Source organism: Mesorhizobium sp. P3_A2 (assembly GCF_056403115.1).
Genome location: NZ_JBFUGC010000001.1, coordinates 336,402 through 350,187 on the forward strand (window position 1 = coordinate 336,402; position 13,786 = coordinate 350,187).

Annotated in this window: 13 protein-coding genes; 2 read left to right on the forward strand and 11 right to left on the reverse strand. The window is 63.1% G+C overall.

The window, feature by feature from the left end; translation table 11 throughout:
• Positions 1 to 55 precede the first annotated feature (55 nt).
• Complete coding sequence (locus AC1DXM_RS01595) at positions 56 to 463, reverse strand: winged helix-turn-helix transcriptional regulator (RefSeq protein WP_477231448.1); 408 nt, start codon at positions 461 to 463, stop codon at positions 56 to 58.
• Positions 464 to 598: 135 nt separating this feature from the next.
• On the opposite strand from AC1DXM_RS01595, the gene AC1DXM_RS01600 reads away from it, so the two are divergent.
• Positions 599 to 1,492 carry an SDR family oxidoreductase gene (locus AC1DXM_RS01600; protein WP_477231449.1) on the forward strand — a complete coding sequence of 298 codons (894 nt, stop codon included), beginning with the start codon at positions 599 to 601 and terminating at the stop codon, positions 1,490 to 1,492.
• 55 nt (positions 1,493 to 1,547) lie between these two features.
• Here AC1DXM_RS01600 and AC1DXM_RS01605 read toward each other — a convergent pair whose 3' ends face one another.
• Together AC1DXM_RS01605 and AC1DXM_RS01610 are read right to left on the reverse strand one after the other, a co-directional pair.
• Entirely contained in the window at positions 1,548 to 3,467 is a 1,920-nt protein-coding gene (locus tag AC1DXM_RS01605) for a potassium transporter Kup (protein WP_477231450.1), read from the reverse strand.
• Between the two features lie 103 nt (positions 3,468 to 3,570).
• The gene (locus tag AC1DXM_RS01610; protein ID WP_477231451.1) at positions 3,571 to 4,311 is read right to left on the reverse strand and encodes a pyridoxine 5'-phosphate synthase; all 741 of its coding nucleotides are present in this window, start codon (positions 4,309 to 4,311) and stop codon (positions 3,571 to 3,573) included.
• A gap of 174 nt (positions 4,312 to 4,485) precedes the next feature.
• Between AC1DXM_RS01610 and AC1DXM_RS01615 the strand changes: the two genes are divergently transcribed.
• The gene (locus AC1DXM_RS01615; RefSeq protein WP_477231452.1) at positions 4,486 to 4,905 is read left to right on the forward strand and encodes a SpoIIAA family protein; all 420 of its coding nucleotides are present in this window, start codon (positions 4,486 to 4,488) and stop codon (positions 4,903 to 4,905) included.
• A gap of 6 nt (positions 4,906 to 4,911) precedes the next feature.
• On the opposite strand, the gene AC1DXM_RS01620 is transcribed toward AC1DXM_RS01615, so the two are convergent.
• The 8 genes from AC1DXM_RS01620 to ilvN all read right to left on the reverse strand — a co-directional run bounded on the left by AC1DXM_RS01620 (position 4,912) and on the right by ilvN (position 13,786).
• Positions 4,912 to 6,039 (reverse strand): ATP-dependent DNA helicase, encoded by a 1,128-nt coding sequence (locus tag AC1DXM_RS01620; RefSeq protein WP_112565033.1) that lies wholly within the window; start codon positions 6,037 to 6,039, stop codon positions 4,912 to 4,914.
• Positions 6,040 to 6,250: 211 nt separating this feature from the next.
• Complete coding sequence (locus AC1DXM_RS01625; RefSeq protein ID WP_477231453.1) at positions 6,251 to 6,619, reverse strand: nitrile hydratase accessory protein; 369 nt, start codon at positions 6,617 to 6,619, stop codon at positions 6,251 to 6,253.
• Positions 6,588 to 7,247 (reverse strand): nitrile hydratase subunit beta, encoded by a 660-nt coding sequence (nthB, locus tag AC1DXM_RS01630; protein ID WP_477231454.1) that lies wholly within the window; start codon positions 7,245 to 7,247, stop codon positions 6,588 to 6,590. The genes AC1DXM_RS01625 and nthB overlap by 32 nt, the downstream gene beginning before the upstream one ends.
• A complete protein-coding gene (nthA, locus tag AC1DXM_RS01635; protein ID WP_477231455.1) occupies positions 7,244 to 7,849 on the reverse strand; it encodes a nitrile hydratase subunit alpha in 606 nt (201 codons plus the stop codon). Before nthA ends, nthB begins: the two co-directional genes overlap by 4 nt.
• A 55-nt stretch (positions 7,850 to 7,904) precedes the next feature.
• The gene (locus tag AC1DXM_RS01640; protein WP_477231456.1) at positions 7,905 to 11,069 is read right to left on the reverse strand and encodes an efflux RND transporter permease subunit; all 3,165 of its coding nucleotides are present in this window, start codon (positions 11,067 to 11,069) and stop codon (positions 7,905 to 7,907) included.
• Entirely contained in the window at positions 11,066 to 12,349 is a 1,284-nt protein-coding gene (locus tag AC1DXM_RS01645) for an efflux RND transporter periplasmic adaptor subunit (RefSeq protein WP_477231457.1), read from the reverse strand. The genes AC1DXM_RS01640 and AC1DXM_RS01645 overlap by 4 nt, the downstream gene beginning before the upstream one ends.
• A gap of 250 nt (positions 12,350 to 12,599) precedes the next feature.
• Positions 12,600 to 13,196 carry a LysE family translocator gene (locus AC1DXM_RS01650; protein WP_477231458.1) on the reverse strand — a complete coding sequence of 199 codons (597 nt, stop codon included), beginning with the start codon at positions 13,194 to 13,196 and terminating at the stop codon, positions 12,600 to 12,602.
• A 17-nt stretch (positions 13,197 to 13,213) separates the two neighbouring features.
• Positions 13,214 to 13,786: an acetolactate synthase small subunit gene (gene ilvN / locus AC1DXM_RS01655; RefSeq protein ID WP_023668352.1), complete on the reverse strand. Its 573-nt coding sequence runs from the start codon at positions 13,784 to 13,786 to the stop codon at positions 13,214 to 13,216.

The following is a 13,786-nucleotide window of genomic DNA, read 5'->3' on the forward strand; positions in this document are numbered from 1 at the left end:
GGACAATCCTTCAGCGACCCTCCCAAATCAAGCCATTGCGGCACGGACCAAAATATCAACCACCGGCGTCGAAGGCAGCACGTGCCTCGCGCACCGCATCGTGGTTGAGCTCGGCCCACAAGATCAATTGATGATAGGCGCCGAACATCGAGCGTCCGAGATCGGTCAGGCTGTACTCGACGCCCGGTGGCTTGGTCGGGAACACCTCACGATGCACGTAGCCATCGCGCTGCAAATCATGCAGCGTCTGGGTCAGCATGCGCTGCGAAATGTCGGGCACAAGGCGCCGCAACTCGCCGAAGCGATAGGGTTGTTCAGCCAATGCCATCATCAGCAGCGATCTCCATTTGCCGCTGACGCCCTGGATGACATCACGAACCGGACAATTGGCAATATTGCCGCCGTCGCTGATCGCTTTGTAGATCTCCATCTTCGATTTCAGATTGATGACCTTGCCGTCCATGGCTGGTTCCCTGCGCGTGCCTACCTCCCGAAAAACTGCCTTCTTTACGGCACCGGGTCAATTCCTATTTTAGTGCTGGTCTCTTTTTGAGACCACCAGAGCACCCGCCACATCGGCGCAAAATCAGGATCTCCGATGACCGAAACCCTTCTCGTCACCGGCGCCTCCGGCCAGCTTGGCCGCGGCGTCATCCGCTATCTCCTGGACACGCATAAAATTCCGCCGGCGCGGATCATCGCCACCACGCGTAATCCCGAAAGCCTGGCTGATCTGGCGGCGAGCGGCGTTGTCGTCAGGGCCGCCGACTTCAACGACGCGGCCTCGCTGGAAACCGCATTCAAGGGCGCCGACAAGGTGCTGATCATTTCGACGGGCGATCTCGATCTCAAAAGCGGCAGGCGCCTGAAGCAGCACGAAAATGCCGTCGCCGCGGCCAGAAACGCCGGCGTTTCGCATTTGCTCTACACCTCGATGCCCAATCCGGAGCCGGTATCGCCGGTCCTGTTTGCCGATGACCACTACAGCACCGAGCAGGCCATCAAGGGGAGCGGGATTCCCTATACGATCTTCCGCAACGGCTGGTACCAGGAGAACCTGTTCCTGGCACTGCCGCACGCGATCGCCTCGGGACGCTGGTATACGTCCGCCGGCGAAGGCCGCATCGCCCACGGCGCACGCGACGACATGGCAGCAGCGATCGCCGCCGGTCTTGCTTCCGGCTCGACCGACAGCATGACCTACACCTTGACCGGTCCGCATGCCTACACCACGGCCGAGATTGCCGCGCTGGTAAGCGAGGTTACCGGCAAGCCGCTGGAAGTCATTCAGGTTCCGGATGAGGCGCTGACCGAAGGTGTAAAGGCAGCCGGCGTTCCCGAGGATTTCGCTGACGTCGTCGTGTCCTTCGACGTCAACACGCGCTCCGGCCGCATCGCCATGGTGACCGACGCGATCGAGACGCTGTCAGGCCGCAAGCCGCAAACGTTGAAGCAGTTTCTCGAAGCGAACAAGACTGCACTGGCTGGGTAGAACTACGCCGTAGCGCAAAACGTCAAAGGCCGTGCCTTCGGGCACGGCCTTTCTGTCAGATCGCCACCTGCGTGCCGATCTCGACCACGCGCCCCGTGGGGATCTGGAAGTACTCCGTCGCGTCGGCCGCGGTGCGGGCCAGCCCGATGAACAGCTTGTCCTGCCACACCGGCATGCCGGAATTGGGCGAGGCCTTGAGCGAACGGCGCGACAGGAAGAACGACGTCGTCATGATGTCGAATTTCCAGCCCTGCTTGCGGCAGATCGCCAGCGCGCGCGGAATGTTGGGCTGTTCCATATAGCCGAAGGTCAGCGTCACCCGCATGAACAGATCGTTGACCGTCTCCATCTTCACGCGCTCGCTGTCGGGCACCAGCGGCTGCGGCGCCGTCACCACCGAGAGGATGACGTTCTGCTCGTGCAGCACCTTGTAGTGCTTCAGGCTGTGCATCAGCGCGGTTGGCGCGCTTTGCGGATCGCTGGTCAGGAACACGGCCGTGCCGGACACCAGCTGCGGCTTCTTCTTCAACAGATTGCCGGCGAGGAAATCGAGCGGGATTTCGTTGCGGCGGGTTTTGTCGAACAGATAGCGGCTGCCGCGCACCCAAGTCCACATCGCGAGCACGATGGTGAAGGCCACCGCCAGCGAGGCCCAGCCACCCTCGAACACCTTGACGATGTTGGAAGCAAAGAAGCCGACGTCGATGAAAGCGAACACCGCCGTCATTGCGACCGCTACCCACAGCCGCCATTTCCAGATGCGCGTCATGACGACGAACAGCAGCACCGTCGTCACCAGCATGTTGCCGGTGACCGAGATACCGTAGGCCGACGCCAGCTTGCTCGATTCGCCGAAGCCGACCACCAGGAGCATCACCACCAGCGCCAGCAACAGGTTGACGCGGGGCATATAGATCTGGCCGGACTGCCGTTCCGACGTGTGCAGGATTTCGAGGCGTGGCAGCATGTTGAGCTGCACCGCCTGCCGGGTCAGCGAGAAAGCGCCTGATATGACCGCCTGGCTGGCGATAACCGTCGCCGCCGTCGCCAATACGACCATGGGGATCAGTGTCCAGCCTTCGTTCATCTCGAAGAACGGATGGCCGACCACGCCGTTCTTGGCCAGCACGAAAGCGCCCTGCCCGGCATAGTTGAGCAGCAGGCAGGGAAACACGACGGCCAGCCAGGCGAGCACGATCGGCTTGCGGCCGAAATGGCCGAGATCGGCATAAAGCGCTTCGGCGCCGGTGACGGCGAGGAAGATGGCGCCGATGGTGACGAAGGCGACGTCGGGCGAATTGATCAGGAAGGCGACGATGTAGTGCGGGCTGACCGCCCACAGGATTTCCGGATCGGCGATGATGTGGTTGAGGCCGGAAAGGCCGATGGCCAGGAACCAGACCGCGGTAATCGGGCCGAAGATCAGCGCCACGCCGCCGGTACCGAATCGCTGCACCGAAAACAGGATCGCCAGGATAACCAGCGTTAGCGGCACGACATAGGGCTGGAAGGCCGGCGTGACGACATTCATGCCTTCGACGGCCGACAGCACCGAAATCGCCGGCGTGATGACGGCGTCGCCGAAGAACAGCGACGCGCCGACGATGCCCACACCGAGGATAATCGCCGAGCGCGCCGGGAAACTGCCCCGCGCCAGCGCCATCAGTGACAGCACGCCGCCCTCGCCGCGATTGTCGGCCCTGAGCACGAACATGATGTATTTGATGGTGACGATGATCGTCAGCGACCAGATGATCAGCGACAGCACGCCCAGAATATCGCCGCGGTCGGCGACTTCGCCGCCGGACGACGCCACCAGGGCCTCGCGGAACGCGTAGATCGGGCTGGTGCCGATGTCGCCATAGACCACGCCGAGCGCGCCCAGCATCAGCACCTTGGTGCTATGCTGTTCGATTTCGGGATGGCTCGATTGTTCGACGGGTTCTGCCTCACTACCAGTATTGGTAAGGGCCATGGACGACACTCCGATAAGCGCGCGGTGCTCTACGCTTGCTGCGATGCAATATCAAGAGCCCTCACGTAATGGCTGATATGCGGTAATGCCAGCCATCTGGCCTTTACCATCCGCATGCCCTGAGGAACCGCCCCACCGTGCCGGCCATGCCATACTCCAACGCATCGGCTGTCAACCCATGTCCGATAGACACTTCGGCCAATGCCGGGATGCGCTTTGCCAATGCCGGCAGGTTGTTAACCACCAGATCGTGCCCGGCATTGACCTGGAGCCCGGCCGCGAGCGCGGCATCGGCGGTTTTTCCCAATCTTTCCAGTTCCTTCTGCGCCCTGGCGGAATCGGAATGGCAGCTGCCGTAAGGCCCGGTATAGAGCTCGATGCGGTCGGCGCCGGTGTCGCGGGCGGCATTCACGCCGGCGGGATCCGGATCGGAAAACAGCGACACGCGAAAGCCCCCCTTCTTCAGGCGCTTGACGATGGGATTGAGGAACGCCGCCTCGGCGGCAAAGTTCCAGCCGTGGTCGGACGTTGCCTGCGCCGGATCGTCGGGCACCAGGGTCACCTGTTCGGGCTGGTGCTTTTCCACAAGCACCAGAAAATCTTCCGTAGGGTAGCCCTCGATGTTGAATTCCGCTTTGGGAAACTCGTCATCGATCAGCGCCCGGATGTCAGGCAAGTCGGAATGCCTGGTGTGGCGCTCGTCGGGCCGCGGATGCACCGTCAGCCCGTGCGCGCCGGCGGCAAGGGCCAGACGGCCGAGCCCGGTGACGCTCGGCCATGGCAGGTCGCGGCGGTTGCGCAGCATGGCGATGGCGTTGAGATTGACGGAAAGTTTTGCGGGCATGGCGTGAGGTCCGGCTTAGTGCATGTCGCCCAAAAGTGCGCAGCGGTTTTGGGACAACGAGATGCATGGAAACAAAAATGATTGGCAGCGCATCTATACTGCCTTTGACGGGAACAGACAGGGGGTTTCGGGTGTTCCAGTCATGACATCTGCTCGCAGAGGGAGGCCCAGCCAATGAATTTTCTCCAATCCGTGCCGGCGATCCGCCGTATCGAGACCGACCGAGAGGATCTTTTCGCCATCGACGTTGTCGGCCATATCTCGGCGGCAGACGGTGAAAATCTCTTTGGATTGCTGGAGGCCGCCTACGCGCTTCACCCGCGAATCGACGTGTTGATGCGGCTGGTCGATCACGAGGGCGTCGACTGGGCGGATGTCGCCGACGAGACGCTGAAACAGGGCACGGTGCACGCCCTGCAGCATGTCGCCCGCTGCGCGACGATCGGCGAGCCGAATTGGATAGCGGATGCGCAAAGCTTCCTTTCGGCGTCGTCACCCATCGAGTTCAGGCATTTCAAGGCCGAGGACGAAGCGGACGCATGGCGCTGGCTGGGCGCGACGCCACTCAGCCCTGCTACGCCAGCTGCTAGCTGACGCCAGCTATCTGACGATGGTCAGCCGCTCGGCGGCGCGGGTGATGGCGGTGTAAAGCCAGCGCTGGCGGGTTTCCTTGAACGCCCAGCTCTCGTCGAACAGCACGACGTCGTTCCACTGCGAACCCTGCGCCTTGTGCACAGTCAGCGCGTAGCCATAGTCGAAATCGTCGAAGCGCTTCTTCTGCTGCCAGGGGATGTCGGCGTCCGGATCCTCGAATGCCGATTTGAGCAGCTTGATCTTGGCGACGCCGCGGTCGGGATCGTCCTCTTCGGGCGAGACCAGCAGGTTGATGCCGGGCTTCACCGTCTCGCGCGACGAGGTCATCACCTTCCACAGCGACCCGTTGAGAAGACCCTTGGCGGGGTCGTTGCGCAGGCAGACCAGCTTGTCGCCGGCTTGCGGATAATCGGCATTGAAACCCTTCAGCTCGCGCAGGCGCTGATTGTAGCGGCGGCGCGTGCGGTTGGTGCCGACCAGCACCTGATCTGCCTTCAGCACCAGCTCCTGGGTGACGTCTTCCTTGCCGATCACCTGCGCGGTCCCGTAGTCGCCGCGCATGAACTCGCGGCCTTCGCGCACGTCGAGCGCCAGCTGGATGATCGGATTGTCACGCGCCTGTCGGTGGATTTCGGTGAGCAGCACATCGGGCTCGTGTTCGGTGAAGAAGCCGCCGCCCGAAATCGGCGGCAGCTGCGCCGGATCGCCGAGCACCAGGATCGGCGTGCCGAAACTCAGAAGGTCGCGGCCAAGCTGCTCGTCGACCATCGAGCATTCGTCGATGACGACCAGCTTGGCGCGCGAGATCGGGCTTTGCCGGTTGAGCGAGAAGGTTGGCGACATCGAGGTCTTGCCGGTCACCTCGTCGGCAACCGATTCCTCACCCTTGGGCCTATAGATCAGCGAATGGATGGTGCGGGCATTAACCGCGCCCTTGGAGCGCAGCACCTGCGCGGCCTTGCCGGTGAAGGCGGCGAACTGCACCTGGCCGTCGACATGCTCGGCAAAATAGCGCGCCAGCGTCGTCTTGCCGGTGCCGGCATAGCCGAACAGCCGGAAGATTTGCGGCCGGCCCTCCTTGAGCCAGCGCGCCACCGCCTTGAGCGCCTCATCCTGTTGGGGAGAGAATTCCATCAGCTGGAGAGACCGGATTCGCAAGGGAAAGACAAGGCCGTCACCATCAATGCCTTCGGACGCAAGCTATCAGGCTTGAACAGGAACGTAAAGGGAACAAACCGACGAGAGCGACCCCTCTCCCCGTCACTATATGGGGAGAGGATGCCGGCAGGCAGGTGAGGGGCAGCGCAAACGCCGCAAGGACTTCATCCCTTGTCGAAAGACGAGCTTAACCGACTTGCCCCGGGTCATTTTCCAGCAGGATCGGCTTGCCATGCGGGGTGGCATGGGCGGCGCGCTCCCAGGCGGCGGCGAGTGTGTCGACATCGCTTTTTCCCGCGACGCCCTTGGCCGCCAGAAGCTTTTCCAGTGCTGCCAGCCAATGCTCGTAGTAATCGTGGCCGTCGCTCGCCGCGCCCGGCTTCTTTACCTCAGCGGACAAGGCGTCCGCCCATTCGCTCCACGAAAACAGGCCCTTGTCATGCAGCGCCACCGTCATGGCGAAAGCTTCGGCCTGCCATGGCTCCGAAAACACCGGCTCGTCGAAACCTCTAGGCAATGCGCCCTCATGCCGGCTCAAGGTAGCTCTCCCAGGCATCGATCGAGACGGTGAGCGTAGGGTCGGCGCCCTCGCCCCAGATCTCGGCGCCATCGAAGACCACGGTATAGACCCATTGCGGGTTCTCGCCCTTGCCATGCGCATTGCTGTCGGGGAAGACGAAACCGTCGCGCACAGCCTCGATCACACCCTGCTTGTCGCGTGCATAACGCGGCAGCCTGGTGTGGCCGGTGGGATTGAAATTCTTCGTCCGCACAGGATCGCCCGCCTTGAACCGCGCCGGCGTCGCGACCGGCCGGTCGCAAGGGCCGCCCTTGGCCAGCACAGCCGGGACGTTTTCTGCCTTCAGCACCCTTTTGGGCGTAGCCGCCGGATCGACCGCCCGACCCTCGGCCAGATCGCGCTCGGTGACGAAGCCGTGGCGCTTCAACAGCACCTCCAGCGCCTTGATCCAGATCTGATAGTAGCTCGATGAATAGTAGACGGCGGGATGCAGCGATTCGCGTGAATGCCGGCTCTCGTCGATGTTCCAGGCGCCCATGGCGCCGGCGGTCAGCGTCACACCGAGCGCCCGCCGCTCCCATGCCGCATGGAAATAAGGCTCGTCCTTTTGGGGCGCCACCGGCCCGAAGCCCATCTGCCCGCCGAGATCCTGCGGCCCGTTCATGCCGGTACCTTCGCCACCGACGTGCCGATCATCGCATCACGGCTGACCAGCTCCGCGAGCTGTTCCTCGCTCCAGCCTTCTGTACCCTCAGGCCGCATCGGCACCACGAGATAGCGCAGCTCGGCGGTCGAATCCCAGACGCGGATCTTTTTCTCCGCCGGCAAGGTCAGGCCGAATTCCTCCAGCACGCCGCGCGGATCGATCACCGCGCGTGAGCGATAGGGCGGCGCCTTGTACCAGACCGGCGGCAGCCCGAGCACCGACCATGGATAGCAGGAGCACAGCGTGCAGACGATGAGGTTGTGCGTCTCGTCGGTATTGAACACCGCCTGCATGTGCTCGCCCTGACGGCCGGTATAGCTCAGCGAGGCGATCGCTTCCGTCGCATCGCGCTTCAGCCAGTCGGCATAGGCCGGATCGGTCCAGGCTTTCGCGACCACCCTGGCTCCGTTGCGCGGCCCGATCTTGGTCTCGTAGGTGTCGACGATGACGTCGATGGCCGCCGGATCGATCAGGCCCTTTTCGGTGAGAATGGTTTCGAGCGCGCGCACGCGGGCCGCAAACGGATCGAGCTCGTTGTCGTGGTCATGATCATGGGACATGACCACAGATTACGGTTGCCGGAACTTGGCCGCAAGCATGACAGCTTGGGCCAGATTATTCGGCGGCGGCCTTTTGCAGTTCGACGAGCCGGTCCTCGGGGCCGAACAGCGAGCCCTGCTCGCTGCTCTCGACGGCATGCAGCGCCGGCCGGTTCTTTTTCGAGGAGAAGAAGCTCGTCAGCCAGCCGGAGAAATTCTCGAAATAGACGTAGATCACCGGTGTGACGAACAGCGTCAGCGCCTGCGAGGCCAACAGACCACCGACGACGGCAACGCCGAGCGGCTGGCGAAGTTCAGCACTTGCGCCGGTGCCGAGCGCGATCGGAAACGTACCCATCAATGCCGCCAGCGTCGTCATCATGATCGGCCTGAACCGCATCAGGCAGGCCTTGTGGATGGATTCCTTGGCCGACATGCCGTCTCGTCGCAGTTCCAGCGCGACGTCGACCATCATGATGCCGTTCTTCTTGACGATGCCGATCAGCATCAGGATGCCGATCACCGCGATGACCGACAGGTCCATGCCGGCAAAACGCAGCGCCACCACTGCGCCGAGCACCGCCGAAGGCAGGCCGGTCAGAATCGTCAGCGGATGGATAAAACTCTCATAGAGGATGCCGAGCACGATGTAGATGGTCAGGATGGCGCCGCCGATCAGCAGGCCCTGGTTGGCAAGCGAATCCTGGAAGGTCTTGGCCGTGCCGGCGAAGCTGGTCGAGATCGCCGTAGGCATGCCGATCTGTTCCTTCAGCGCGTCGATGCGGGCCGTGCTGTCGCCGAGCGCCACGCCTTGCGGCAGATTGTAGGAGATGGTCACCGCCGGCAGCTGGCCGAGTTGGTTGACCGTCAAGGCGCCGGCCGTACGGTCGACGCGGGCGAAGGCGCCAAGCGGCACCAGGCTGCCGCTCGCCGTCCGCATCTGGATGGCGAGCATGCGCTCCGGCGACCATTCAATGTTGGGATCGAGTTCGGTGATGACTTCATAGCTGTCGGCCGAACCGAAGATCGTCGAAACCTGGTCGGTGCCGAATCCGCCATAGAGGGCGGAGCGCAGCGTGTCGGTGTCGATGCCCAGCTGGGCGGCCTTGTCGCGGTCGACCACCAGCGATGCCTGCAGCGCATTGTTCTGCAGATCGCTGGTGACGTCGGTGAAGTTCGCATGGTCGGCCGCCATCGCGTCATTCAGCTTCTGCGCCCAGATATCGGTCTGGCCGGTATCCAGGCCCTGCACGACCAGCTGGTAGGCGCTGGCCGACGAGCGCGAACCCAGCCGCAGGTTCTGCACCGGCTGCATGTAGGTTTCGATACCCGCCACGCCGGCCAGTTGCCGCCTTAGATCCGAAAGCACCTTCTCGATATCGGGACGCTGGTCCTTGCCCTTGAGCTGGACGAAAAGCTGCCCCTGGTTGAGCGCATTGCTGCCGCTGCCCGCCGACCACGCGACGTGATCGACATAGGGCGAATGCGAGAAGACGCTGGCCACCTGCCCCTGCAGCTTCGACATGGCGTCGAACGAGATGTCCTGGCGCGCAATTGTCGTCACCGATATCTGGCCGATATCCTCCTGCGGGAAGAAGCCCTTCGGCGACACCTCGATCAGCCACACCGACCCTGCCGCGGTTCCGGCGAAGACCAGGAACACCAGGAAAGTGTGGCGCAGGCAGAAGCTGAGCAGCCGGTCGTAGCCGCGGGTAACAAAATCCTGCTTGTGGCCAGGGCCATGCTTGTCGCGGTCGGCCTTCGTCACCGACAAGAGCCGCGAGCACAGCATCGGCGTCAGCGTCAGCGACACGAACATCGAGGCCAGGATGGCGACCGTCACCACCACGGCGAACTCGTTGAAGATGCGGCCGATGACGCCGCCCATCAAAAGCACCGGGATGAACACCGCCACCAGCGAGATCGAGATCGAGATGATGGTGAAGCCGATTTCGCGCGCGCCCTTCAGCGATGCATCGAAGGCCGACAGCCCATCCTCCTCCATGTGGCGAAAAATGTTCTCCAGCATGACGATGGCGTCGTCGACGACGAGGCCGACGGCAAGCGTCAGGCCCATGAGCGAAATGTTGTCGATGGAAAAGCCGAACAGGAACATCGCGCCCAGCGTGGCGATCAGCGAGATCGGCACCGCCACGGCCGGGATGATGGTTGCCGTCACCCGGCGCAGGAAGACGAAGATCACCATCACCACCAAGGCGATGGTCAAGAGCAGCGTGAACTGGACGTCGTCGACGGCCTGGCGGATCGAGGTCGAGCGGTCATTGAGCAGCTTGATGTCGGCGGCGGCCGGCATCTGATCCCTGAAGGACGGCAGCATCGCCTTGACCTTGTCGACGACGTCGACCGTGTTGGCGTCGGGCTGGCGCTGCACGGCCATGATGATGGCGCGGGTGCCGTCATACCAGCTCGCCGTCGTCGTGGTCTGCACCGAATCGACGACGCGGGTCACCTCGCCCAGCCGCACCGGGTGGCCATCCTTGGTGGCGATGATGATGTTGGAGAAGCCGGCAGCGTTGGTGAGCTGCGTGTTGGCGGTGATGGTCAGCTGCTGCTTGTCGTTCTGCAAGACGCCGAGCGGCGTGTTGCTGTTGGCCGAGGCGACCGCCGTCTGCAGCTGGTCGATCGAGATGCCACGCGCGGCAAGCGCCGTCGGATCGATCTGGATGCGCACCGCATATTTCTGCTGGCCGTAGATGGAAACCTGCGCGACGCCGTCGATGGTCGACAGCGAGGGCGAGATGACGTTTTCGGCGAAGGCATCGAGATCGGTCAACGGAACCGTGTCGCTGACCAGCGACATCAAGAGGATCGGCGCATCGGCCGGATTGACCTTGCGATAGCTCGGCGGCGAGGTCATTTCCGGCGGCAGCGATTTCTGCGTGCGCGCGATCGCCGCCTGCACGTCGGCGGCGGCCGCATCGATATCCCTGTTGAGCACGAACTGGATGGCGATCGAGGTCTGGCCGAGCGAGTTGGTGGTCGAGATCGAATCGATGCCGGCGATGGTGGCGAACTGCTTGATCAGCGGCGTCGCCACCGAGGTCGCCATGGTTTCGGGCGAAGCGCCGGGCAGCGACGCCGAGACGTTGACGACCGGAAATTCAGCACTTGGCAGTGCCGCCACCGGCAGGAACTTGTAGGCAAACAGGCCGCCCAGCACGAGGGCGAACGACATCAGCAGCGTGGCGACGGGTCTGCGTATGCAGAATTCGGAAATCATTGGGCGCCAGCCTTCTCGGCTTGCGCGACCTTTGGCGCGGCCTGGTCACCGCCGGCCGCCTTGCCCTCATGCACCGCGCCGCCGTCCTTCAGCCTGGTCTGGCCCTCCACCACCACCTTCTCGCCCGACTTGACGCCCTCGCTGATGGCGCTGTTTTCGCCTTCGGTGAGCGCCACCTGCACCGGCCGCATCTCCACCGTGTTGTCCGGCTTGACCACATAGACGAACGGACCCTTCTGGCTGGGCTGCACCGCGACGGTCGGAACCGAAGTCATCTGCGGCATGATGCCGGCGTCGAGCACGACATTCACATATTGCCCGGGCCACAGCGACAGATCGGCATTGGGTATGCTGGCGCGCGTGGCGATCGTGCCGGAAGCAGTGTCGACGCTGGAATCGACGAAGTCGAGCGTGCCCTTGCCGATCGGCGTCGGGTCGCCGTCCTTGGTCAGCGTCACCGCGTTTTGCTGCGGATTGGCCAGCGCCTTGTGCAGCAGCGCCAGATTGCTTTCCGGCAGGTTGAAGTTGACCTGCAGCGGATCGATCTGGGTGATCGTCACCAGCGGCGTCGCCGTGCTCGAGTTGCCGTTGCTCACGGTAACGAGGTCGCCGACCGAAACATTCACCGCGCCCAGCCGCCCGGCAATCGGTGCCGTGATCGTGGCAAAGCCGAGCTGAACATTGTCGGCATCGATCGTCGCCTGGTCGGCGTCGACGGTCGCCGCAGCCGCCTTCTGCGCCGCAACCGCCTGGTCATAGGTCTGCTGCGTGCCTGCCTGCTTGGCGACAAGGTCCTTGGCGCGCTGGAGATCGGACACCGAACTTGCAAGCAGCGCCTGGTCCTTGGCGAGCGTCGCCTGGTCCTTGGCGAGTTGCGCCTTCAGCGCGCGGTCGTCGAGCGAGAACAAGAGATCGCCGGTCTTCACCATCTGGCCGTCCTTGACGTCGATCGACACGATCTGGCTGGACACGCGCGCATTGATGTTGACCACGGCCGGCGAGGACACGAAGCCGATCGCATAGCGGCGGATCGGGAAATCGGCCGTTGTCGCGGTCGCCGAAACGATCGAGGCTGAACGGGCGGCGCCGGCGCCGGATTTGCTCCCAGCCTTGTCAGCCGAAGGTTTGTCTGCCGCAGCCGGCTTGTCCGCCGCCGCTGTCTGCCTGGCGCCCGGCAGCATCTGCTCCAGACTGCTCATCGCCGCCGGCGAAAAATACACCCATGTAGCGGCGACACAGGCCGCTGCCACCACCACCGCCAGAACGACTTTCCCGCGCATCGACTAACAAGCCCTATGATCCGACACGCCGAACCCGGTGGTCTTATTCTACCGCAAAACACGGCGCCTTGCCGCGATTTTGCCGAAGTAGATAGGACACGCCTTTGTCGGAAAAGGGCCAAAACGCGGCATTACGAAGATTTAATGTGCACTGCACAATGAATGGGCAGCCGGCTCAGGAGTCGGAAAGCCAGCCAGGATGTGGTTGAGAGTCAGGTCCGGCGAGCCTCGCCTGAACATCAAGCACATCCTATTTCAGCATCGGCCAAAGCGTCGCCGCAAGCAGCACGCCCATGGCGATGTTGAACCATTTCAGCCGTACCGGAACCGACAGGAAACCGCGCAGCGCAGTGCCGAAACCCGCCCAGATCGACACGCTCGGCAAATTGACCAGCGAGAAGGCAACCGCGATCAACACCACCGACAGGAATGGATGGTCGGCGTTGGTGTAGACGGCCATGGCCGTGATCGCCATCACCCAGGCCTTGGGATTAACCCACTGGAAGGCGGCGGCATCGATGAAGCGCATCGGCTTGGCCTCCGTCTCGCCCTTAGCGCTGAGCGAACGCGACATCGCGATCTTCCAGGCGAGGTAGAGCAGATAGGCAGCACCCGCGATCTTGAGGGCCGTGTGCAGCGCCGGAAACGCCGTCAGCACCGCGCCGAGACCGAAACCGACGGCCAGCAACAGCACGCAAAAGCCGATGCTGATGCCCAACATATGCGGAATAGTCCTGACGATGCCGAAATTAACGCCCGACGCCAAAAGCATAAGGTTGTTCGGCCCCGGCGTGATCGAGGTCACGAAGGCATAGACCAGAAGGGCAAGGAAGGCGTCGAGGGTCATGACGGCTCAGGTTGACGTTACATCCCCTGCGGGCCGCGGTTCATTGCCGCCACGCCGGTGCGGCAGATCTCGACCAGGCCGAGCGGTTTCATGATGGCGATGAACTGGTCGAGTTTCGAACCCTTGCCGGTGATTTCGAAGATGAAGTGCTCGGTGTTGGCGTCGATGACCGAAGCGCGAAAAGCGTCGGCTAGGCGCAACGCCTCGACACGGGCCTCGCCGGTGCCGGCGACCTTGACCAGCGCCAGCTCCCGCTCCAGCGGCCGCTCCTGGCCGAACTCGTGCGAGCGCACGGTCAGATCGACGACGCGGTGCACCGGAACGATGCGCTCGAGTTGGTGCTTGATCTGCTCCAGCACATGCGGCGTGCCGCGCGTCACGATGGTGATGCGCGACAGATGCTTTTCATGTTCGGTCTCGGAGACGGTCAGGCTCTCGATGTTGTAGCCGCGGCCGGAAAACAGGCCGATGACCCGGGCAAGCACGCCCGGCTCGTTGTCGACCAGCACGGAGAGCGTATGGTTCTCCGGCTTCTCGGTTTCCTTGGCGATGAAATAGGCGGAGCCGGTCGGTTGAAGCTGTGCGTTCAT